Here is a 22,038-nt window from a genome sequence, read left to right on the forward strand (position 1 = left end):
GAGTGCGGTCGGGCCGGGAGGCGGCGATCACGGGCGTGAGCAATGTCCCCGTGCGGTGCGACGGCGGGGGTGAGCGGTGTCCCCGTGGGGTGCGCCCGGGCCGGCAGCCGCGGGCGCGGGGCCGACTGTCAGTGGGGCGTGGCAGGATCGGGGGCGTGGCAGAGACAGCATCGAAGACGACCGACCAGACCTCCGGCAGCAGCCGGCCGCGACTGATGCTCATGGACGGGCACTCGCTGGCCTACCGCGCGTTCTTCGCGCTGCCCGCGGAGAACTTCACCACCGCGACGGGCCAGCCGACGAACGCGATCTACGGCTTCGCGTCGATGCTCGCCAACACGCTGCGCGACGAGGCGCCCACGCACTTCGCGGTCGCCTTCGACGTCTCCCGCAAGACCTGGCGGTCCCAGGAGTTCACGGAGTACAAGGCGAACCGGTCCAAGACCCCCGACGAGTTCAAGGGCCAGGTCGAGCTGATCGGCGAGCTCCTGGACGCGATGGGCGCCCAGCGCTTCGCGGTGGACGGCTTCGAGGCGGACGACGTCATCGCCACACTGGCCACGCAGGCCGAGGCCGAGGGCTTCGAGGTGCTGATCGTCACCGGCGACCGCGACTCCTTCCAGCTGGTCAGCGAGCACACCACGGTGCTGTACCCGACCAAGGGCGTCTCCGAGCTGACCCGCTTCACCCCGGAGAAGGTATTCGAGAAGTACGGGTTGACGCCCGCGCAGTACCCCGACTTCGCGGCCCTGCGCGGCGACCCCTCCGACAACCTCCCCGGCATCCCCGGCGTCGGCGAGAAGACCGCCGCGAAGTGGATCAACCAGTTCGGTTCCTTCGCGGAGCTCGTCGAGCGCGTCGAGGAGGTCAAGGGCAAGGCCGGCCAGAACCTGCGCGACCACCTGGAGTCCGTCAAGCTCAACCGCCGGCTCACCGAGCTGGAGCGCCGGGTGGAGCTGCCCAAGGGCGTCACCGACCTGGAGCGCGCGGCCTACGACCGCAAGGCCGTCGCGATGATCCTGGACACCCTGGAGATCCGTAACCCGTCGCTGCGCGAGCGGCTCTTCGCCGTCGACCCGGGCGCAGAGGAGGCAGAGACCACCCCGGTCAGCACGGAGGGCGTGGAGCTGGACGGCACGGTGCTCGGTACCGGCGAGCTGTCCGCCTGGCTCACCGAGCACGGCACGCAGCCCCTCGGCATCGCCACGGTCGACACCTGGGCCCTCGGCACCGGCTCGGTCGCCGAGGTCGCCCTCGCCGCGCCCGGAGGGCCCGCCGCCTGGTTCGACCCCTCCCAGCTGGACGAGGCCGACGAGCGGGCGTTCGCGGCCTGGCTCGCCGACGCCGGACGGCCCAAGGTCTTCCACAACGCCAAGGGCGCGATGCGCGTCCTCGCCGAGCACGGCTGGAGCGTCGAGGGCGTGCGCATGGACACCGCGCTCGCCGCGTACCTGGTCAAGCCGGGCCGCCGCTCCTTCGACCTGGACGCGCTGTCCCTGGAGTACCTGCACCGCGAGCTGACCCCGGCCGCCGCGGCCGACGGCCAGCTCGCCTTCGGCGCGGACGACGCCGCCGAGGCCGAGGCCCTGATGATCCAGGCCCGTGCCGTCCTCGACCTGGGCCAGGCCTTCGAGGGCCGCCTGGAGGAGGTCGGCGCCGCCGACCTGCTGCGCGACATGGAGCTCCCCACGTCCGCGCTGCTCGCCCGCATGGAGCGGCACGGCATCGCGGCGGACCGGCCCCACCTGGAGGCCATGGAGCAGATGTTCGCCGGGGCCGTCCAGCAGGCGGTCAAGGAGGCCCACGCTGCGGCCGGGCACGAGTTCAACCTGGGCTCGCCCAAGCAGCTCCAGGAGGTCCTCTTCGGCGAGCTGGCCCTGCCCAAGACCAAGCGGACCAAGACCGGCTACACCACGGACGCCGACGCCCTCGCCTGGCTCGCCACGCAGACGGACAACGAGCTTCCGGTGATCATGCTCCGCCATCGCGAGCAGGCCAAGCTCCGCGTCACCGTCGAGGGTCTGATCAAGACGATCGCCGCGGACGGCCGCATCCACACCACGTTCAACCAGACGGTCGCCGCGACCGGCCGCCTGTCCTCGACCGACCCGAACCTGCAGAACATCCCGGTCCGTACCGACGAGGGCCGCGCCATCCGCCGCGGCTTCGTCGTCGGCGAGGGCTTCGAGTCGTTGATGACGGCCGACTACAGCCAGATCGAGCTGCGCGTGATGGCACACCTCTCCGAGGACGAGGGCCTGATCGAGGCGTTCACCTCCGGCGAGGACCTGCACACCACGGCCGCCTCCCAGGTCTTCGCGGTCGAGCCGACCGCGGTGGACGCCGAGATGCGCCGCAAGATCAAGGCCATGTCGTACGGCCTGGCGTACGGCCTCTCCGCCTTCGGCCTCTCCCAGCAGCTGAACATCGAGGCGGCGGAGGCCCGCGCCCTGATGGACGCGTACTTCGAGCGGTTCGGCGGCGTACGGGACTATCTGCGCCGGGCGGTCGACGAGGCCCGGGCGACGGGATACACGGCGACGCTCTTCGGACGCCGCCGCTACCTCCCCGACCTCAACAGCGACAACCGCCAGCGCCGTGAGGCCGCCGAGCGGATGGCCCTCAACGCGCCGATCCAGGGCACCGCGGCCGACATCGTCAAGATCGCGATGCTCAAGGTCGACGACGCCCTGAAGGACGCCGGCCTCGCCTCCCGCATGCTCCTCCAGGTCCACGACGAAATCGTGCTGGAGATCGCCCCCGGGGAGCGGCCCGCCGCCGAGGAACTGGTCCGCAGGGAGATGGCGAACGCCGTCGACCTCCGCGTCCCCTTGGGCGTCTCGGTGGGCTCGGGCGCGGACTGGGAGTCGGCAGCACACTAGGCGCTGCGCGGCTCGGTCGGGGGAGGTGCGAGGCCCGGGCAGGATCCGAGGGGGAGGTGGGAGGGGGAGGTGGGACCGGGCGGCCGGACCGTCACCCACCCGTCAGATCCTCCCTCGGCCGGGGCCCGGGGGCCTGCCTCGGCAGGGGCTTCGTGGGGCTCTGTCGGGCGGTGCTCCCCGGGGTTCCGTCTCGGGCGGTGCTTCTTAGAGTTCCGTCTCGGGCGGGGCTTCCTAGAGTTCCGTCTCAGGCGGGGCTTCCCGGGGTTCCGCCCTGGGTGTGCGCCGGGGTATCCGGCCACTCACCTGTCCAGCCCGCCTGCCCGGCTTCTCCCACGGAAACCGTCACTCGCGTGGCCCCCGAGAAGGCGCCCCCGCCCCCGCCGGTCGCAAAGATGCGGGGCATGGGTATACGCACGTTCCTCAGTCGCACGGGCCCAGGCATGGCACCGCAGCCGGTCCCGGCGTTCGAGGTCGCCGCGAGTACGGTTCGCGTCCCCGCCACCCTCAGCACGGCCCTGCGTCACGCGACAGCGGGCCTCCGGCAGCGTCTGGCAGCCGGCGGACGCCGGTCCGGCGCCTCCGCTGCCTCCGCCGACCTGGCCGCCGCCACGGCTCTCCCGGGGGCAGGCGGCCTGACCGCCGCTCCTGCCCTCGCCGGTACCGACGCTCTCACGGCTCTGACGGCTCTGACAGGTCTCGTCGGCACCGACGCCGTGGCTGCTCTGACAGGTCTCCTCGGCACCGACGCCGTAGCTGCTCTGACAGGCCTCGTCAGTGCCGAGACCACGCCGGCCGGTAGCGGTCCACCCCCCGTCACCGGCCCCGTACCCGTCGAAGTCCGGCTCCCCGGCACACCCGGCACGCAGGGCAAGCCCTCCCGCCCCTGGGCCCGGTTGGCCCGCGGCTGTCTGACCCTCGTCCGCACGCTGCTCCCACGCCCCCGCCCCGCGCACACCACCATCACCGTGTACATCGCGACGACCGACGGCGTCGTCAGCGAGCGGCCGGGCGGCTCGGCTCCGTAGCCGCGGCAGGGACGGGGTGGACGGGGACCGCAACCGGACGCCGCACGCGAACCCCCACGGCGTAGAGCAGCAGCGCCGGGACGAGTCCCGCGCCCGCGCCGAAGCACACCGTCGGAATGATCTCCCACGGCTTCGCGTCCGAGCCCCAGTACGCCCACCACCGCGACGCCCGCTGCACCGCCCCCACCGCCGCGAAGCCGCAGATCACGGCGGCGGCAGCCCACCGGTCCCGTACTGCCAGCACAGGGACCCCGACCGGCTCGCCCATGGGCGCCCGCCGCAGCGCGTGCGCCACGAACACGGCGATCACGACTGCGGCCACCGCCGAACCGCCGTACTGCAGGTACCAGTACAGCGGTGAGCCCGCCACCTCCCGGCCCAGCACCGGGAACAGCCGCATTCCCCACCGGTCGAGATGCGTGAACGCGTCCCAGATCACATGGGTCGCCGCGCCGAGCACCGCGGACCCGTACCACCGCGCCACCAGGGACGGCCGCACCCGCGCGCGTGGCGCCCCGCACCGCAGCAGGGCCGCCACCCGGCCCTGCCGGGCCCGCGGCAGCAACGCGACGAGCGGCTCACGCAGCAGCAGCCACAACCCCACCAGCGCCCAGGCGATGAGCACGTCGACCGTGAACACACCGGGGAACCCGTGTGTGACGTCACCGAACTCCATCGCCCCGGAAAAGACACTTGCCGCGTAGTAGGTCATGTCGGGCGCGAAGGACCCCGCCACGAGCACGGCGGGCACCAGCGGTCCCCGGCCGGTGCCGTCGGTGCGGACGGCGGGCAGGACGGCTGCCGCATGGCTCAGCGTGAACGGCAACTCGGCTCCTCGCGAAGGTCGTTGCACCAAGGCCGGGATACCCGGCGGTGAGTGGCCCAGTATGCGGGATGCCGCCCTGCCGACGACGTCACGAGCGCCCATGACCAACTGGTGAAAAACGGTCACGAACGGGTGCCCGAGCAAAAGAAGTTGTCGTAGGGTCGCCAGAGTCGTCGCGCGGGGAGCGCGTCGACTGCGCGACCGCGGTAAAGAGCAGAGCACGCACGAGAACAGAGTTGTGGCCGTCGGAGGGCAACCCCTCGGGCGGTTGGATCGTCACAACAGGGCGAACACTGCAGACGTAGACGGACGCTCGGGCGTCCAGGGGAGGGGTTCACTCTATGGCGGCGCAATTCGGCAGGAGGCTGCGCAAGGGGGCCGCGACGACCGCCGTGGCCGCGGTCGCGGTCGCGGCTCTGTCCGCCTCCCAGGCTCCGGGCGTGAACGACCACGGCAGACAGACCGCCGCCGACGCCACACCCTCCCCCGAAGCGAGTGGCTCCCGCGGCAGCGCCACCGGCAACTCGCCGTACTACACGGACCTGCCCCCGCTGAAGAGCCCGAACCCGGCACCGACCACCGGCCCCGGCCCCATCGGCACGGGCACGACGGAAGCCGGCATCCCCGCGACGGTCCTCGACGCCTACAAGAAGGCGGAGTCCGCGCTGCGCGAGGCCAAGCCCGGCTGCAACCTGCCCTGGCAACTCCTCGCGGCCATCGGCCGGGTGGAGTCGGGCCAGGCGCGCGGCGGCCGCGTCAAAGCCGACGGCACCACCCTCAAGCCGATCCTGGGCCCGCAGCTCGACGGCAACGGCTTCGCCCTCATCAAGGACACCGACGACGGCGCGTACGACGGCAACAGCTCGTACGACCAGGCCGTCGGCCCGATGCAGTTCATCCCCTCCACCTGGGCCTGGGCCGGCCGCGACGGCAACGCCGACGGCAAGAAGGACCCCAACAACGTCTACGACGCCGCGCTCGCCGCCGGCCACTACCTGTGCCGCAACAACTGGGACCTGTCCCAGCAGGGCGACCTCGACCGGGCGATCCTCAGCTACAACAACTCGCGGGACTACCTCAACCTCGTCATGAGGTGGCTGGAGTACTACCGCAAGGGCACCCACGAGGTCCCTGACGGCACGGGCACGCTGCCCGGCAACCGCAGCGACGGCGGCGCGGGCGCGAGCCCGACGCCCACCCTGCCGGGCGTCACCACACCGGGCACCACCACACCGGGCACCACCACACCGGGCACCACCACTCCCGGCAGCTCGGGGCCAAAGCCCAGTCCGAAACCCGACAGGCCCGAGAAGCCGGGCGGTGGCGGTACGACGACCCCGAAGCCGCCCACCACGCCGCCCGCCGACACCCCGTCGCCGCCGCCCACGGCACCCCCCACCCCCACCGACACGGTGGACCACCTGGAGGACGCCGGCACCGGAAAGCTCGCCGCCATGGCCGGCGACGCGTTCGACCGGCGGATCAGCACCCGCGCCGAGACCGAGGCGGGCAAGGCCGTCGCCAAGGTCCGGGTGCGCTTCACCATCGTCGGCGACACGGACACGACCTTCACCGGCGGCGAGAGCGTGGCCACGGTCGCCACCAACAGCTCCGGTGTGGCCGTGACGCCCGCCCTCGAGGCGGGGGAGAAGACCGGCGCCGTCACCGTCCGCGCCACCGTCGTGGGGCGTGCCCTCCCGGGCCTCGACTACAAGGCCACCGTGACCGAGCGCGCGGCCGACGCCCTCGTCCGTACCGGTGACGCCGCGCTGACCTGTGCCCCCGGCGGCGAGTTCGCCAACCGGGTCGAGGTGAAGGCCACCTACAAGGGCGCCGTCGCCGACGGCGTCGCGGCCACCGCCACGCTGGTCAAGTCGGCGGACGACCCGACCGTCACCGACAAGGGCCCCTACTTCAAGGACGCCGACGGCAAGACCGTCCGTACCCTCACGGGTCTGAAGACGGACGCGAAGGGCCTGCTGAAGCTGCCCGAGCTGTACGCCGACGACACGACCGGCACGTTCCTGCTCCGCATCACCACGGCAGGCGGGGCGACACTCACGGTCGAACTGACCGTGGCCGCGGCCGAGGCGTCCGCGCCGAGCCCGTCGGCCGACCCGAGCGCGTAGCCCTCAGGTACGACGGACGACGCCCCTCTTGATAAGGAGGGGCGTCGTTGTGTGTGCAACGTGTTCTCATCTCCGTCGCGCGTTGCTACGGTGCCGAGGAACCTGACGGTGTATCAGTTCCGTCCGTCGCGACCCGCGGGGAGGTTCCGCATGCGCGCTCTCGTCGCCGCCGCCACCGGTCTGGCCCTCGCGTTCGCCGTGGTCCTGACGCTGACCGCCCTCGGCTCCCCGTCGGGCGGGACGACCCCGAAACCGCTGCTGACCACCGTGCCCGCACACCCCTGACCGCCCGTCCGGGAGGGAGGCCGAGATGCGCCGCAAGGCCGGCCTGGTCCTGCTCGCCCTCGCCGTGTTCTTCGCGGCGCTGTCCCCGCTGCTGCGCTGGTACGCCTTCCCGCGCCTCGCCAAGGTTCCCGCGAACCAGTACCAGGACATGGTCCTGGAGGCGAAGAACGCGACCCTCCTCGACTACGGCACCATGAAGGCGAAGAAGGTCTCCAAGGTCACCGTCGTCCAGACCCTCAAGGGCAACGTGGAGGCCTCCGAACGGATCGAGGAGTCGGCGGGCCGGGACGTCGTCGTCTGGGACGGCCTGTCCTACGTCGTCGGCCCCGACGGCAAGATGGTCTCCAAGATCCCCGAGCGCTACATCTTCGACGCCCACACGCAGGAGCCCGTCCACGCCACCGGCGAGATGGTCGACGGCGACCCGGTGAGCCGCCAGGGCATCGAGTTCAAGTGGCCCTTCCTGACCGAGAAACGGGACTACGAGTACTTCGACGCCCAGGCCCGCGTCACCGCCCCCATCGCCTACAAGGGCACCCGTGACTTCCGCGGCCTGGAGGTCTACTACTTCGAGCAGACCATCCCCTGGACCAAGGTGAAGATCCCCAAGACCCTGCCCGTCGAGGGCCTCACTCCCGAGGCGGTGGCGCAGACCGGCACGACCCGTTGGTACACCACGGTCCGCAAGTTCTGGGTCGAACCCCTCACCGGCGCCCCCGTGTACGGAGAGGAGATCCACCGGGAGGAACTGCGCGGCGGCAACCTCCTCGGCGACCGTGGCAAGGTGACCGCGTTCGCCGGCCACGTGAAGATGCGCGAGGACTACCTCGCGCACACCGTCGACCTGGTGAAGTCCCAGCGGCTGCTCGTCCTGGTCATGACGTCCTACCTGCCCTGGGGTTTCCTGACCCTCGGCGTCCTCCTGCTGGCCCTCGCGCTGTACCTGGAGGCCCGCAGCCGCCGCCTCTCCGGCCCGGCGTCCACGGCGGCCGAGGAACCGTCGTCGGTCAGCGCCTGAGCCGCGCGTTGGTGTGCCGCGTCGGTTCGGCCCCCGCCGGGTCCTCGGGCCACGGATGCTTCGGATACCGTCCCCGCAGCTCCGCCCGTACCCCCTTGTAGCCGTCCCGCCAGAACGAGGCGAGATCGGCGGTGACGGCGGCCGGCCGCCCGGCCGGGGACAGCAGATGCACGAGCACCGGCACCCCGGCGACCCGGGGCGACTCCTGGAGCCCGAACATCTCCTGCAGCTTCACCGCCAGCACGGGCTGCTCGGGCCTGGAGTAGTCGATCCGGATCCTCGACCCGCTCGGCACCGTCAACCGCTCCGGGGCCAGCTCATCGAGCCGCCCCGCCTGACCGGAGGCCCAGGGCAGCAGTCGGGCGAGCGCCTCCCCGGCGTCGATCCGAGCCAGATCGGCCCGCCGCCGTGCCCGGCCGAGCTCCGGCTCCAGCCACTCCTCCACGCGCGCGTGCAGCGCCTCGTCGGACACGTCGGGCCAGGGCTCACCCAGATGCAGCCGCAGGAACGCGAGCCGCTGCCGCAGAACGCCGCCCTCCGCCGACCACCGCAGCAGCCCGAACCCCTCCCGCCGCAGCCCGTCGAGCAGCGCGCCGCGCACAAGGCCCGGATCGGCGTCCCGCAACGCCCGCACGGTCAGCTCCACGGCTCCCAGCCGCTCCACCCGCCGTGCCACGACGTCCCCGCCGTCCCACCCGACCTCGTCCCGCTCCTCCAGCAGCGCCCCTGCGGCGAGCCGGGCCACGTCCTCGTCCACGACCGCCCCCGACTGCACGCGCGCGTGCCCCCGGCCGACGGGCCGGTCCGCCACGGCGACGGCCACCCACTCCGCATCACGCAGCGCACTCCCCGCGCCCACCTCCGCCCTTGTTCCGGACACCATCAGATGCGAGCCGCCATCGGCCCTGGCGACCCGCTCGGGAAAGGCGAGAGCAGCGACGAGGCCCACCTGGCGATCCTCGGAGAGCTTCCCCAGGATCTGTGTCCCGGCCTCTGGGTGCCGGTTACGGGCGGGTGCGTGGCGAATCTCCCCAACGGCGGCCCGCAGCCGCCGGACTTCACTCCGCCACCGCGAGGCATAGGCGTCACCCCCACGCCGAGCACGACGCAACGCACCCGCCAGATCATCGCCGTACTCCCGCGGCGCCTCCTCACTCAGCAGGGCGACGACCTCCGCGGCCAGCTCGGCCCCCACGAGCGGCACGGAATCCACCAAGGACCGCCCCAGACGGGGATGCACACCCACCCGCCCCAGTACGCGTCCCCGCTCCGTGGCCCGCCCGCCGGAGTCGACCGCCCCCACCGCCGCCAGGACCTCACGCGCCGCCGCCATCGCCCCGCTCGGCGGCCCGTCCAGCAGCGCCAGCCCGGACGCGTCCGGATCCCCCCAGCACGCCACCTGCAGAGCGAACGCCGTCAGGTCGGCCACCTTGATCTCCGGCGACGGATACCGCGGCAGACGCGCGTCCTCGGCCTCCGCCCAGCAGCGGTACACCGCTCCCGGAGCCTCACGCCCGGCCCGCCCCGCCCGCTGCCGCCCGGCGGCCTGCGACGCCCGCACGGTCGTCAGCGCGCTCAGCCCGCGCGCGTGATCCACCCTCGGCTCGCGCGCCAGACCCGAATCCACCACCGCCCGCACCCCGGGCACGGTCAGCGACGACTCCGCGACGGACGTGGCCAGCACGACCCGCCGCCGTTCCCCGGGCGCCAGCACCGCGTCCTGCACGGCCGCCGGCGCCCGCCCGTGCACCTGGAGCACCTCGACGCCCCCGAGCCCCCCGAGCTGCCCGGCGACCCGGGCGATCTCGCCCACGCCCGGCAGGAAACACAGCACGTCCCCGTCCCGCTCGGCCAGCGCACGCCGCACCACGGACGCCACATGCGTCAGCAACGCCGGATCGACCCGCGTCCCGTGCGGCGGGCGGACGGGCCGCGCCGGGGGCGCCCACACGGTCTCCACCGGGTGCGCGGTCCCTTGCGCCTCGACCACCGGCGCCCCGCCCAGCAGCCCCGCCCACCCCTGCGCGTCGGTCGTCGCCGAGGCGGCCACCAGCCGCAGATCCGGCCGCAGCGTCTGCCGTACGTCCCACAGGAACGCCGCCGCCGTGTCCGCGTCCAGGTGCCGCTCGTGGCACTCGTCGAGCAGCACCACGTCGACACCGGCCAGCTCCTGGTCCCGTTGCAGGCGCTGCACCAGCACGCCGGTCGTGACGACCTCCACGCGCGTGTGCCGCCCGACGACCCGCTCCCCGCGCACGGTGTAGCCGACGCTCTCGCCGGGCTTCTCACCCAGCAGCCACGCCATCCGCCGCGCGGCCGCCCGGGCCGCGATCCGCCGCGGCTCGGCCACGATCACCCGCTGCCCGGGCCCCTCCCCGAGCAGCCCCGCCAGCGCCGGCGGCACCAGGGTCGTCTTGCCGGTGCCGGGCGGCGCCACGAGGACGGCGGTGCCGTGCTCCTCCAGCGCCTCGGTCAGGGCGGGCAGGGCACCGCGGACGGGCAGGGCTTCCAGGGCGTCGTAACGGATCACGCCCTCAGTGTCGTACGCCCGGGGAGAGGTCCCACGCGCGCGTGCCTCGGTCTCCCCCTCAGCCTTCGGCCGGGAGCGCCCCCGTCTCGCTTCGCTCGCACACGAAGATCGCCGTGCCGGGGAGCAGGTTCCCGCGCAGCGGCGACCAGCCGCCCCACTCCGAGGTGTTCCAGGCGGGCCACTCCGGCTCCACCAGGTCGACCAGCCGGAAGCCCGACGCGACGACGTCCCGGACACGGTCGCCGAGGGTGCGGTGGTGCTCGACGTAGACCGCCCGGCCCTCCTCGTCCTGCTCGACGTAGGGCGTGCGGTCGAAGTACGAGGACGACACCGACAGCCCCTCGGGCCCCGGTTCGTCCGGGAAGGCCCAGCGGATCGGGTGCGTCACCGAGAAGACGAGGCGTCCCCCGGGCCGCAGCACCCGGCGCACCTCGCGCAGGACCTGACGCGGGTCGGCGACGAAGGGCAGCGCCCCGTACGCCGAGCAGGCCAGGTCGAACGAGCCGTCGGCGAAGGGGAGCGCACCTGCGTCGGCGCACACCAGGGGGAAGGAACCGCCGATGCGCAGCGCGTGCTGAAGCTGCCGGTGCGAGATGTCCAGGGCGACCGGGCGCGCTCCCTGGGCGGTCAGCCAGCGCGAGCACTGGGCGGCGCCGGCGCCGATCTCCAGGACGTCGCGGCCCTTCAGATCCTCCGGCGGGCCGAGCAGTTCGGCCTCCACCTCGTCCAGACCCTCGGGGCCCCACACGAAGCGGTCGTCACCGAGGAAGGTGCCGTGCTCGACTTGGTACTCGTCCGCGTTGCGGTCCCACCAGCCACGATTGGCCCGGGAGCTTTCCGTGACATCGGCGTCGCGCCGGGTGGCCTCGGGCTCGGACGCTTCGGACTCTTGGATGATCGGCTCCCTCGTACTAGTGTGCGGGCTCTTCCGTCCGGCCGGTCCTGGCCGTGTCGCGAAGGGGGCGTCGCGTGCCGGGGTGGCCTCGGACGACACGACTTGTGCCGGATATGTGGCGTTCGCCCCGCGTGGGCGGCTTCGCGCATTGACCCTGCCCGGCTGCCCCCGTATGCTACAAGTTGCGCTGCGAGCCTGCGTACCTCAGACGTAGCAGGTTGCGCTCGCATCTGTATGTATGTCCCCTCGGTTGTCGAGGCGTCACCGTTTTCGTGTGGCGCTTCCTTGGCTGTCCGGCCTTCTGCAGAGCGAAACGGGCTCCCGGCGTAGCAGTACCTACGACTTCAATGTCCGTACCGGAGCCCTTTCCCACATGACGAGCAGCACCGAGACCACCGCCACCACCCCGCAGGTAGCGGTCAACGACATCGGTAACGAGGAAGCCTTCCTCGCCGCGATCGACGAGACGATCAAGTACTTCAACGACGGCGACATCGTCGACGGCGTCATCGTGAAGGTCGACCGGGACGAGGTCCTGCTCGACATCGGTTACAAGACCGAAGGTGTGATCCCGAGCCGCGAGCTCTCGATCAAGCACGACGTCGACCCCAACGAGGTCGTCGCCGTCGGTGACGAGATCGAGGCCCTTGTTCTCCAGAAGGAGGACAAGGAAGGCCGCCTGATCCTCTCGAAGAAGCGCGCCCAGTACGAGCGTGCCTGGGGCACCATCGAGAAGATCAAGGAAGAGGACGGGATCGTCACCGGTACCGTCATCGAGGTCGTCAAGGGTGGTCTCATCCTCGACATCGGCCTCCGTGGCTTCCTCCCGGCCTCCCTGGTCGAGATGCGCCGCGTCCGCGACCTCCAGCCCTACGTGGGCAAGGAGCTCGAGGCCAAGATCATCGAGCTGGACAAGAACCGCAACAACGTGGTCCTGTCCCGCCGTGCCTGGCTGGAGCAGACCCAGTCCGAGGTCCGCCAGACGTTCCTCACGACCCTCCAGAAGGGTCAGGTCCGTTCCGGCGTCGTCTCCTCGATCGTCAACTTCGGTGCCTTCGTGGACCTGGGTGGCGTCGACGGTCTGGTCCACGTCTCCGAGCTCTCCTGGAAGCACATCGACCACCCGTCCGAGGTTGTCGAGGTCGGCCAGGAAGTCACCGTCGAGGTCCTCGACGTCGACATGGACCGCGAGCGTGTCTCCCTGTCGCTGAAGGCGACCCAGGAAGACCCGTGGCAGCAGTTCGCCCGCACCCACCAGATCGGCCAGGTCGTGCCCGGCAAGGTCACGAAGCTGGTTCCGTTCGGTGCGTTCGTCCGCGTGGACGAGGGCATCGAGGGTCTGGTCCACATCTCCGAGCTGGCCGAGCGCCACGTGGAGATCCCGGAGCAGGTCGTCCAGGTCAACGACGAGATCTTCGTCAAGGTCATCGACATCGACCTCGAGCGCCGTCGCATCAGCCTCTCGCTGAAGCAGGCCAACGAGTCCTTCGGCTCGGACCCGGCCTCGGTCGAGTTCGACCCGACGCTCTACGGCATGGCCGCGTCGTACGACGACCAGGGCAACTACATCTACCCCGAGGGCTTCGACCCCGAGACCAACGACTGGCTCGAGGGCTACGAGACCCAGCGCGAGGCGTGGGAGACCCAGTACGCCGAGGCGCAGCAGCGCTTCGAGCAGCACCAGGCGCAGGTCATCAAGTCCCGCGAGGCGGACGAGAAGGCCGCTGCCGAGGGTGGCGAGGCTGCCGCTCCGGCCGCATCCAGCGGTGGCGGCGGTTCGTACTCCTCCGAGGGCCCGGACAACTCCGGCGCGCTGGCCTCGGACGAGGCGCTCGCCGCGCTGCGCGAGAAGCTGGCCGGTGGTCAGAGCTGAACGCTCGCCGCTGAGGCTTAGCCGATAGCTGAGGGGCCGCACCTTACGAGGTGCGGCCCCTTGCTGTGCTCGGGCTCCACGGCCGTGGTTCAGTGCGGGCCGTGGGGGGTTTCGCGCAGTTCCGCGCGCCCCCGAAGGGGCGTTGCTTCCGCGCCAAGATCATGAATCTCCTCGTGCGGGAATGCCCACGCCCGCAACGGCGTTGTGCAGTGTGAACACGAGGAGGAGCGGTCACTGTGCTTGATCCGCAGGATTTGTACGCCTGGGAGCCGAAGGGGCTGGCGGTCGTCGACATGGCGCTGGCCCAGGAGTCGGCCGGACTTGTCATGCTCTACCACTTCGACGGATACATCGACGCGGGTGAGACGGGCGACCAGATCGTCGACCGGGTGCTCGACTCCCTGCCCCATCAGGTCGTCGCCCGCTTCGACCACGACCGGCTCGTCGACTACCGCGCCCGCCGCCCGCTGCTGACGTTCAAGCGCGACCGCTGGAGCGACTACGAGGACCCCGCTCTCGAGGTGCGGCTCGTGCAGGACGCCACCGGTGCGCCCTTCCTGCTGCTGTCCGGTCCCGAACCGGACGTGGAATGGGAGCGCTTCGCCGCCGCCGTGAAGCAGATCGTTGAGCGGCTCGGTGTGCGCCTCTCGGTGAACTTCCACGGCATCCCCATGGGCGTCCCGCACACCAGGCCCGTCGGCCTCACCCCGCACGGCAACCGCACCGACCTCGTCCCGGGCCACCCCAGCCCCTTCGAGGAGGCACAGGTGCCCGGCAGCGCCGAGTCCCTCATCGAGTACCGCCTGCTCCAGGCCGGGCACGACGTCCTGGGCGTCGCCGCACACGTCCCGCACTACATCGCCCGCTCCCCGTACCCGGACGCGGCCCTGACGGTCCTGGAGGCCATCACGGCGGCGACCGGACTGGTCCTGCCCGGCATCGCCCACGCCCTGCGCTCGGGCGCCCACCGCACCCAGACGGAGATCGACCGGCAGATCCGCGAGGGCGACGAGGACCTCACCGCGCTCATCGAGGGTCTTGAGCACCAGTACGACGCCGTCGCGGGCGCCGAGACCCGGGGCAACATGCTCGCCGAGCCGGTGGACATCCCGTCGGCGGACGAGATCGGCCAGGAGTTCGAGAAGTTCCTGGCGGAGCGAGAAGGCGACAGCTGACTCAGGGGCGGGTCCGGCCCGGGCGAAGGATGTGTCAGGGGCAGGGCCTAAGCTGCGGGGCATGCTGAAGGTGGGTCTGACCGGCGGGATCGGCGCCGGCAAGAGCGAGGTGTCACGGCTGCTCGTCGCGTGCGGGGCCGTGCTGATCGACGCGGACCGCATCGCGCGGGAGGTCGTCGCCCCGGGGACGCCGGGGCTCGCCTCGGTCGTCGAGGCCTTCGGGGAGGAGATCCTCACCGCCGACGGCAGCCTGGACCGGCCCCGCCTCGGCGCCATCGTCTTCGCCGACCCGGAGAAACTCGCCGTTCTGAACTCGATCGTGCACCCCCTGGTGGGCGCCCGCTCCCGCGAGCTCGAGGAGGCCGCCGCCGAGGACTCGGTCGTCCTCCACGACGTCCCGCTCCTCACGGAGAACGGCCTGGCGCCGCTGTACGACCTGGTGATCGTCGTCGACGCGGCCCCCGAGACCCAGCTCGACCGGCTGGTACGCCTGCGCGGCATGACCGAGGAGGATGCCCGCGCGCGGATGGCCGCCCAGGCGACGCGCGAGCAGCGCCGCGAGATCGCCGACATCGTGATCGACAACGACGTCCCGCTGGAGCGGCTGGAGCAGCGCGTGCGGGACGTGTGGGCCGAGCTGGTGCGCAGGTCGCGGACGCCCCGGCCGCCCACGGAATAGCGGCACCCCGCAGGGGCGTTGAACCCGTGCAGTGAGGGAAGGACTCAGCCGTGCCCGAGACCAGCGGTCCGACCGGACGTACCCCGGAGACGCATGTCATCGACTTCCGTGCCGCCGAGCAACTGCTCGCCGCGCGGGACCCCAGGGGCGCGGTGAAGCTGCTCGACGGCGTCATCGCCACGCACCCGGAGAACACCGCGGCGCGTCTGCTGCGGGCTCGCGCCTTCTTCGCCGCGGCGCAGCTGAGGCCGGCGGAGCTCGAGTTCCAGATCGTCCTGGAGCGGGAGCCGGACAACGCGTTCGCGCACTTCGCGCTCGCCCGTACGTATGAGCGCCAGGGGCGTCCCGACCAGGCGAAGCGCCACTTCCGCCTGGCGGCGGCGCTCGACCCGAACCCGGAGTTCCTGAAGGCCGCACGCTTCGACTCGTGAGCGGATCGCCGCGTGCGCCGAAGGGGGTGTTCGGAGCGGGCCTGTTCGGTCCGCCGTGCGTCTCAGGAGCGTTCGGAGCGGGCCTGTCCGGTCCGCCGTGCGTCTCAGGAGCGTTCGGAGCGGGCCTGTCCGGTCCGCCGTGCGTCTCAGCAGCGTTCGGAGCAGGCCCGTCCGTCCGCCGTCCGCCTGCGCCGTTCGCTGTTCGCCGTGCGCCTCAGGGGCGTTCGTCCGGCGGCTGGTAGGGCGGGATGTCGCGGCCCGGCTGGTAGTGCGGGCCCTGGCGGATGTGCCGCAGGACGACAGCAAGATCGATCGTTACGAGCAGCAGCAGCACCCCGCAGGCGATCGCCCACCCGGTCCGCCCGGCGATGGCGAACGCCGCCGTGCCGAAGAGCGCCCAGACCAGCCCCCACAGGCTCAGCCAGAAACGCGCCCGCAGGGCACTGCGTGCGGTCCTCGGTTCACTGCCTGTACGCATCGTCGATCAGCACTCCTGCTTGCAACGTACTCCTCGCGGCGACGGTCCACCAAGGTCCAGCAAGCCCCACCTAGCCCCACCAAGGCCGACGTGGGCCTGCCGGTGGCCGGTCTGACGAGGCGCATGCCGGTGGAGCGGGCGAGGCGGCCGGGCTGCGCCGGGCCCGGGCGGCCATGCCGCTGATGCCGGCGCTGCCCGGCGGTGAGGGACCATCTGCGGGCGAGTGGTCACTGGTAGGTGGGGCACGGGAGGGTTTTCGGCTGTAGCCGCCAGGCCTCTGGAGCCGTTCAGCCTCTGTAGCCGTTCAGCCTCTGTAGCCGCTCGGGCCTCACCGTCGTGCCCAGGCACCGCGACTCCACGCCTTCGTCCCAACTCCACGCCCTCGCCGTCTCGTTCACTCGGGCGGGTGAAGGTGAAGGTCGGCGGGAACGGGTGTGCGGACGCGGTCCGTTGTGCGGGCATGGAGATGAAAATGCGTGAGGGGTACGAGGGGACGGGACCCGGGGCCATCACCCCGGACGGCTGCGCGGTGGAGCTGTACTCCCGCCTGCCCATCGGGGACGAACCGGATGTCATCGCGGCGGCGGTCCCCGAGGGCGCCCGCATTCTGGAGCTCGGCAGTGGGGTGGGACGCATGACCCACGCACTGCTGGAGCGGGGATTCACGGTCACGGCGGTGGACGAGTCCGCCCCCATGCTGGAGCGCGTGCGCGGAGCGCGGACGATATGCGCCCCGATCGAGGAGCTGGCTCTGGGCGAGACGTTCGACGTGGTGCTGCTGGCGTCGTTCCTCGTGCACGCGGGAGATGTCGAGGTGCGGCGCGGCTTGCTGCGCACCTGCGTGCGCCATGTGGCGAGAGGCGGCTGCGTGCTGATCCAGCGGGAGGGCGAGGACTACCACGAGAACGTGCCGCGCGAGCGCAAGGACCCCAGCGGCTTCACCGTGCGGATCGCGTCGTCGGAGCCGGTCGGCGACGGAGTCAATTCGGTGCGCGCGGAGTACGAGTTCCCGGACGCGGTCTGGACCCAGACGTTCCGCGCGCGCCCCCTGACCCAGGAGCAGTTCGAGGAGGCGCTGGAGGAAGCGGGACTGAAGGTGGACCGCTATCTGACGGAGGATGGAATATGGGCACGGGCGGTGCCGACGGGCGAGGCCACCGGGAGTGTGTGAAAGCCGGCTCGGGGGAGTGGAATCAGGGCGCCTGAGCCGGTACGACACGGTTGCGACCTCCCTGGCGCTGCTCGGGGACGCCGAACTACACGAACTGGTGGACTCAGCCCAGCCGTTGGGCGCTGGCATCGGCGGGAAATCGGCCCGGCTCGACGTGTCCGGCACACCGGTCTTCGTGAAGCGCGTCCCCCTCACGGACCTGGAGCAGCGGCCGGAACACCACCGCTCGACGGCCAACGTGTTCGGACTGCCCATGGTCTGCCAGTACGGCATCGGCGGGCCCGCGTTCGGGGCGTGGCGGGAGGTCGCCGCCCACACCATGAGCACGAACTGGGCACTGTCCGGACAGTTCCAGGGCTCTCCGCTGATGTACCACTGGAGAGTGCTGCCGGACGAGGCGCCCCACCAGGCGGAGGAGCTCGCCGATGTGGAGAAGGTCGTGGCCTACTGGGGAGGGAGCGCGGCGGTGAGACGGCGGGTCGAGGCACTGCAGCAGTCCTCGGCGAGCGTCGCGCTCTTCCTCGAGTACCTACCCCGGACCCTGCACGCCTGGCTCACGGAGCAGATGCGGGCCGGTGACGAGGCGCTCGACCGGGCGTGTGCCTTCGTGGAGAAGGAACTGACGTCCGGCACGTCCTTCATGAACAGCCGTGGGCTGCTCCATTTCGACGCCCACTTCGAGAACATCCTCACCGACGGTCGGCGACTGTACTTCGCCGACTACGGCCTGGCCCTCTCCACCCGCTTCGACCTGACGCCCGCCGAGGCCGACTTCTACGCCGAGCACGACGCCTACGACCGCTGCTACACGGCCAGTTACCTCGTCAACTGGCTGATCACCGCCCTGTACTGCGGGGACTGGGAGGTTCGTGGAGAGCTGATAAAAGCGTGGACCCAAGGGAGGGCACCGGCCGGAGCGCCGCCAGGGACAGCCGAGGTCCTCGCCCGCAACGCCCCGGTCGCGGCTGTGATGACCGACTTCTACCGCACCCTCCAGGAGGAAAGCCGGGCGACCCCCTACCCGAGGGAGAGGCTCCATCTGCTCAGTCCGTGACCGGTCGGGCGGGGCCGGCAGCGCCGCGGTGACTATTCCGCTTCACCTTCCCCCGCGGCGATGAGTTCCGGAGCGAGGGCCGGTCTACCCCTCCGACACAACCACGGACCGCTCTGACCAGGAGACCTTCATGTCCGAGAACACCGCTGCCGCCCCGACTGGCTCCGCCCCGACTGGCTCCGCCCCGGCCGGCGTCGTCATCGCCGAGTCCGCGACCGCTCGCGGGCGGCGTGCGCGAATCGCCCTGCGCGCTCTGCAGGTGCTGCTCGCCCTCTTCTACGCGATCGCGAGCGCCCTGCCCAAGCTGATCGGACACGAGTCGGCTGCCGAGTCGTTCGAGCGGCTCGGCTGGAGCAGCGCGGGGATGTACACCATCGGGGCGCTCGAACTGGCCGGGGCGATCGCGCTGTTGATCCCGGTCCTCCAGTCGGTGGCGGCGATGGCGCTGAGCGCGCTGATGGTGGGCGCGTTCATCGTGCAGACAACCGTCTTCGACGGGCAGTACGCGGCGACGCCGGTGATCCTGCTCGTGCCGCTCACCCTCATAGCGTGGGCGCGGCGGCGGCACAATGCGGACCTGCTCCGGCTGCTGCGACGTCGGGTGTGACCGGCCGCGTCTCGGCTCGCCCATGGTGCCCTGCCCACCGCCCCTCCCAGGGCCGGCCCGCCCGTGCCGCTCGGTCAGGGCCTCGGTGTGGCCGAGCCCCTGCCGAAGGCTCCGCCGCCGGGAACAGGCCCGGGGCCGGACACGCTGCCGGGGCCCGTAGAACCGCGGAGGCGTTCCATTTCGCGGCGGTCCCGCTTGGTCGGGCGGCCTGCGCCGCGGTCGCGGATGCCGGCCGGGGCGACGGCCTCGCGGGGCGGGGGCGGCGGGGAGTTGTCGATGTAGCACTGGGTGGCCACCGGGGCGCCGACCCGCTTGCGGATCAGCCGCGTGACGATGACGACCCGTTCGCGGCCTTCGTGCCGCAGGCGCACCTCGTCACCCACGCGGACGGCGTGTGCGGGCTTCACACGCTCGCCGTTGACGCGGACGTGGCCGCCCCGGCAGGCGGTGGCTCCCATGGAGCGGCTCTTGACGAGGCGTACGGACCAGATCCAGCTGTCGACGCGGACGGTGGTACTCGCCTGTGGGCCCGCGGCCTCGGCAGCGGTGATCGCCGCGGCGACCTTCGGATCCAGAGGCCGGGCATCGCTCCCCTCGGAGGTGCCGACGGGCGTGGGGGATCCGGGCGCCGTGTCTTCCGTCCCGTCCGTCCTGTCGTGCTGCGCACCCTGAGAAGCCATGCCCTCGACCTTAGCTCTCTGGGAGCCCTCCGCGGAGCCCTCCGAGTGCCTCCGTGAGCCCTTCGAGAGCTTCTCCGAATCGCCCCCGCGGGATGGTTCCTCGCACCTGGGGCCGCCGAGGAACCCACTCCACCAAAGAAGTTTTGCAAAAACTGTTCTGCTAAGTGCCCCCGGCCGCCTAACCTCCCGCCATGGACAGCGACGAGCACAGGCGCCTACTCGATCCCGAGCGCGACACCGCCGCACTAAAGGCCCTGACCCACCCCCTGCGCATCCGGTTGCTCGGGCTGCTGCGGCAGGAGGGGCCCGCCACGGCGAGCGAGCTGGCCGCGCAGACGGGGGAGTCGTCGGCGTCGACCAGCTATCACCTGCGGGTGCTGGCGAAGTACGCGTTCATCGCCGAGGCCGAGCACCGCGACGGGCGGGAGCGGCGCTGGCGGGCGCTGCACACCCTCACGTCCTGGAGCAACGAGACGATGGAGTCCACCGCCGCGGGCCGGGCCTTCGTCAGCCTCTCGCGGCGGCAACAGGTCGAGCACCTGGAGAGTTCCCTCGCCCGGCACGAGTCGGACCTGGCGGCCGGGCGTCTCGGCCAGGAGTGGGTGGAGCCGTCCGGGATCAGCGACTCCATGCCCCGGCTGACGGCCCGGTCGCTCACGGAGCTCTGGGACACCGTGGCCCGGAAGCTGGATGAGCTGACGGCCCGGGACGCCGACGACCCGCGCGCCGAACACGTGGTGCTCCTCACCGCCGGGCTGCCGCTCGCCCCGCCCGACCGTGGGGACACGGGCCGGCAGGGCGCCTCATGACCGAGCTGCCGGAGGCGCGGACGGCTCGCCGACGGTACGTCACCGTCTGCGCGCTCCTGTGGCTGCCGTCGGGCCTCGGCCTGGCTTCGATGGTCCTGCTGCTGAGCGAGCGCGACATGTCCCTGGCCACGATCGCGGGGCTCTTCGCCGCCCACTCGCTCACCGTGGCCGCGCTGGAGCTGCCCACGGGCGGACTCTCCGATGTCCTTGGGCGCCGGCCGGTCCTGGCCGTGGCCGGGGTGCTCAACGTGGTCGCCTGCGTCCTGGTCGGCCTCGGCACCACCGCGTGGGTGCTCAGCGCCGGCATGGTGCTCATGGGGGCGGCCCGGGCCCTGTCCAGCGGCACCGCCGAGGCCTGGTACGTCGACACCGTCCAGGAGTGCTCCGGCCCGGACGCCGAGCTGCGCACGGGCCTGGCCAGGGGCGGCTCCGCGACGTCCGCCGCGCTCGCGGTCGGCATGCTGCTCGGTGGTGCCCTGCCCTGGCTCCTCGGTCTGGGGCCCGACCTCGGCGCCCGGCTGAGCGAGGCGACGTCCGGTGCGGTGCTTCCCCTGTCTGTTCCGATGCTGCTGGGCGCCGCCGTCAGGGTCGCCCTCGTCTGCTACGTGCTGACCGTCCTGCGGGAGCCGCCGCGGCCGCCGGCCACTCTGCGTTCCGTGCTGCGGGGCGTCCCGGTCACCGTCCTGGGCGGACTGCGGCTGGGCGGCAGCGACGCACTGGTGCGCCGGATCCTGCTCACCGCCGCGGCCGTCGGCAGCGCCCTCGCCACCATCGAACTGCTCATACCGGGCCGTACCGTCGAGCTGACCGGAGCGCCGGGCTCCGGAGCGATGGTGTACGCCGCGCTCTCCTGCGTGGGGTTCGCCTGCAACGGTGTCGGCAGCCACCTCGCGCCGCTCACCGCCCGGGTCGCGGGCAGTGGCGAGCGGGCCGTGCTGGTCTGTCTCGGCACCGGGGCGACCGGCCTGCTGCTGCTCGCCGTCACCGCGCCCTCGGCGCACCCGGCGGCCACGGCCCTGGCGGTCGTCGGCTTCTGCCTGCTCTACCTCGGCATCGGTGCCGCGTCCCCGAACCAGAACGACCTCCTGCACCGCCGCGTCGCCGGGGCGGGCCGGGCCACCGCCCTGTCCGTCCAGTCGCTCGCCCTGCAGCTGGCCGGCGCGCTGATCGGACTCGTCGTCGGGGCGATGCGGCCGGGCCCGCTGCCATGGCTGCTGACCGGAGCGCTGCTGCTGTCCGGGGCCCTGCTCTGGCTGCGCCGCGCCGGCGCACGGCCCGCGCCGGGCACGACCATCGCCTCGGGCTCGCCTGCCGGCAAGTCCTGAGCGTTGTGCCCCGGTGAGGGAAGTGGTCCCTGCCGCCCCTACCGTCGTGCCCCGGTGAGGAAGGTGGTCCCAGCCGTCCTGCCGTTGTGCCCCGGTGAGGAAGGTGGTCCCAGCCGCTCCTGCCGTTGTGCCCCGGTGAGGGAAGTGGCCCCCGCCGCCCCTACCG

The 22,038-nt window shown here is 72.1% G+C and carries 19 protein-coding genes; 14 read left to right on the forward strand and 5 right to left on the reverse strand.

Annotated elements, in window-relative coordinates:
- Window positions 1-155: 155 nt before the first annotated feature.
- Together polA and FDO69_RS10135 are read left to right on the forward strand one after the other, a co-directional pair.
- Window positions 156-2,882, forward strand: a complete 2,727-nt coding sequence (gene polA / locus FDO69_RS10130) for a DNA polymerase I (protein ID WP_104779431.1) — start codon at window positions 156-158, stop codon at window positions 2,880-2,882.
- Window positions 2,883-3,322: 440 nt separating this feature from the next.
- Entirely contained in the window at window positions 3,323-3,907 is a 585-nt protein-coding gene (locus FDO69_RS10135; RefSeq protein WP_104779432.1) for a hypothetical protein, read from the forward strand.
- Here the strand turns inward: FDO69_RS10135 and FDO69_RS10140 are convergent.
- Entirely contained in the window at window positions 3,876-4,733 is an 858-nt protein-coding gene (locus FDO69_RS10140; RefSeq protein WP_104779433.1) for a DUF4184 family protein, read from the reverse strand. The two genes, FDO69_RS10135 and FDO69_RS10140, sit on opposite strands and share 32 nt — an antisense overlap.
- A 341-nt stretch (window positions 4,734-5,074) precedes the next feature.
- Here FDO69_RS10140 and FDO69_RS10145 point away from each other — a divergent pair, with 341 nt between their 5' ends.
- From FDO69_RS10145 to pgfA, 3 genes are all read left to right on the forward strand, one after another.
- Entirely contained in the window at window positions 5,075-6,862 is a 1,788-nt protein-coding gene (locus FDO69_RS10145; RefSeq protein ID WP_104779434.1) for a lytic transglycosylase domain-containing protein, read from the forward strand.
- 150 nt (window positions 6,863-7,012) lie between these two features.
- Entirely contained in the window at window positions 7,013-7,147 is a 135-nt protein-coding gene (locus FDO69_RS10150; protein WP_104779435.1) for an SPW_0924 family protein, read from the forward strand.
- 25 nt (window positions 7,148-7,172) lie between these two features.
- Entirely contained in the window at window positions 7,173-8,165 is a 993-nt protein-coding gene (pgfA, locus tag FDO69_RS10155; protein ID WP_104779436.1) for a cell envelope lipid trafficking protein PgfA, read from the forward strand.
- On the opposite strand, the gene hrpB is transcribed toward pgfA, so the two are convergent.
- Complete coding sequence (gene hrpB / locus FDO69_RS10160; RefSeq protein ID WP_104779437.1) at window positions 8,155-10,695, reverse strand: ATP-dependent helicase HrpB; 2,541 nt, start codon at window positions 10,693-10,695, stop codon at window positions 8,155-8,157. The two genes, pgfA and hrpB, sit on opposite strands and share 11 nt — an antisense overlap.
- 58 nt (window positions 10,696-10,753) lie before the next feature.
- Window positions 10,754-11,593: a class I SAM-dependent methyltransferase gene (locus FDO69_RS10165; protein WP_104779667.1), complete on the reverse strand. Its 840-nt coding sequence runs from the start codon at window positions 11,591-11,593 to the stop codon at window positions 10,754-10,756.
- Between the two features lie 370 nt (window positions 11,594-11,963).
- Between FDO69_RS10165 and rpsA the strand changes: the two genes are divergently transcribed.
- From rpsA to FDO69_RS10185, 4 genes are all read left to right on the forward strand, one after another.
- Complete coding sequence (rpsA, locus tag FDO69_RS10170) at window positions 11,964-13,463, forward strand: 30S ribosomal protein S1 (RefSeq protein ID WP_104779438.1); 1,500 nt, start codon at window positions 11,964-11,966, stop codon at window positions 13,461-13,463.
- A gap of 236 nt (window positions 13,464-13,699) precedes the next feature.
- A complete protein-coding gene (locus tag FDO69_RS10175; protein ID WP_104779439.1) occupies window positions 13,700-14,638 on the forward strand; it encodes a PAC2 family protein in 939 nt (312 codons plus the stop codon).
- A 61-nt stretch (window positions 14,639-14,699) separates the two neighbouring features.
- On the forward strand, window positions 14,700-15,317 hold the full coding sequence (gene coaE / locus FDO69_RS10180; protein ID WP_104779440.1) for a dephospho-CoA kinase: 618 nt from the start codon (window positions 14,700-14,702) through the stop codon (window positions 15,315-15,317).
- 50 nt (window positions 15,318-15,367) lie between these two features.
- The gene (locus FDO69_RS10185; RefSeq protein WP_104779441.1) at window positions 15,368-15,748 is read left to right on the forward strand and encodes a tetratricopeptide repeat protein; all 381 of its coding nucleotides are present in this window, start codon (window positions 15,368-15,370) and stop codon (window positions 15,746-15,748) included.
- 214 nt (window positions 15,749-15,962) lie between these two features.
- Here FDO69_RS10185 and FDO69_RS10190 read toward each other — a convergent pair whose 3' ends face one another.
- Entirely contained in the window at window positions 15,963-16,226 is a 264-nt protein-coding gene (locus FDO69_RS10190) for a DUF6343 family protein (protein WP_104779442.1), read from the reverse strand.
- A gap of 472 nt (window positions 16,227-16,698) precedes the next feature.
- Here FDO69_RS10190 and FDO69_RS10195 point away from each other — a divergent pair, with 472 nt between their 5' ends.
- The 3 genes from FDO69_RS10195 (at window position 16,699) to FDO69_RS10205 (ending at window position 19,058) form a co-directional block, all read left to right on the forward strand.
- Window positions 16,699-17,397 (forward strand): class I SAM-dependent methyltransferase, encoded by a 699-nt coding sequence (locus FDO69_RS10195; RefSeq protein ID WP_104779443.1) that lies wholly within the window; start codon window positions 16,699-16,701, stop codon window positions 17,395-17,397.
- Between the two features lie 16 nt (window positions 17,398-17,413).
- Entirely contained in the window at window positions 17,414-18,451 is a 1,038-nt protein-coding gene (locus FDO69_RS10200; RefSeq protein WP_104779444.1) for a protein kinase family protein, read from the forward strand.
- A gap of 130 nt (window positions 18,452-18,581) precedes the next feature.
- Window positions 18,582-19,058: a DoxX family protein gene (locus FDO69_RS10205; RefSeq protein ID WP_104779445.1), complete on the forward strand. Its 477-nt coding sequence runs from the start codon at window positions 18,582-18,584 to the stop codon at window positions 19,056-19,058.
- 74 nt (window positions 19,059-19,132) lie between these two features.
- Here the strand turns inward: FDO69_RS10205 and FDO69_RS10210 are convergent, their stop codons facing one another.
- Window positions 19,133-19,738, reverse strand: a complete 606-nt coding sequence (locus tag FDO69_RS10210) for an RNA-binding S4 domain-containing protein (protein ID WP_234387887.1) — start codon at window positions 19,736-19,738, stop codon at window positions 19,133-19,135.
- Window positions 19,739-19,929: 191 nt separating this feature from the next.
- Between FDO69_RS10210 and FDO69_RS10215 the strand changes: the two genes are divergently transcribed.
- Together FDO69_RS10215 and FDO69_RS10220 are read left to right on the forward strand one after the other, a co-directional pair.
- Window positions 19,930-20,547 carry a helix-turn-helix domain-containing protein gene (locus FDO69_RS10215; RefSeq protein WP_104779446.1) on the forward strand — a complete coding sequence of 206 codons (618 nt, stop codon included), beginning with the start codon at window positions 19,930-19,932 and terminating at the stop codon, window positions 20,545-20,547.
- On the forward strand, window positions 20,544-21,872 hold the full coding sequence (locus tag FDO69_RS10220; RefSeq protein WP_104779447.1) for an MFS transporter: 1,329 nt from the start codon (window positions 20,544-20,546) through the stop codon (window positions 21,870-21,872). The genes FDO69_RS10215 and FDO69_RS10220 overlap by 4 nt, the downstream gene beginning before the upstream one ends.
- The last annotated feature ends 166 nt before the right edge of the window (window positions 21,873-22,038 follow it).

This window comes from Streptomyces tibetensis (genome assembly GCF_007655005.1).
GTDB classification, from domain to species: Bacteria; Actinomycetota; Actinomycetes; order Streptomycetales; family Streptomycetaceae; genus Streptomyces; species Streptomyces tibetensis.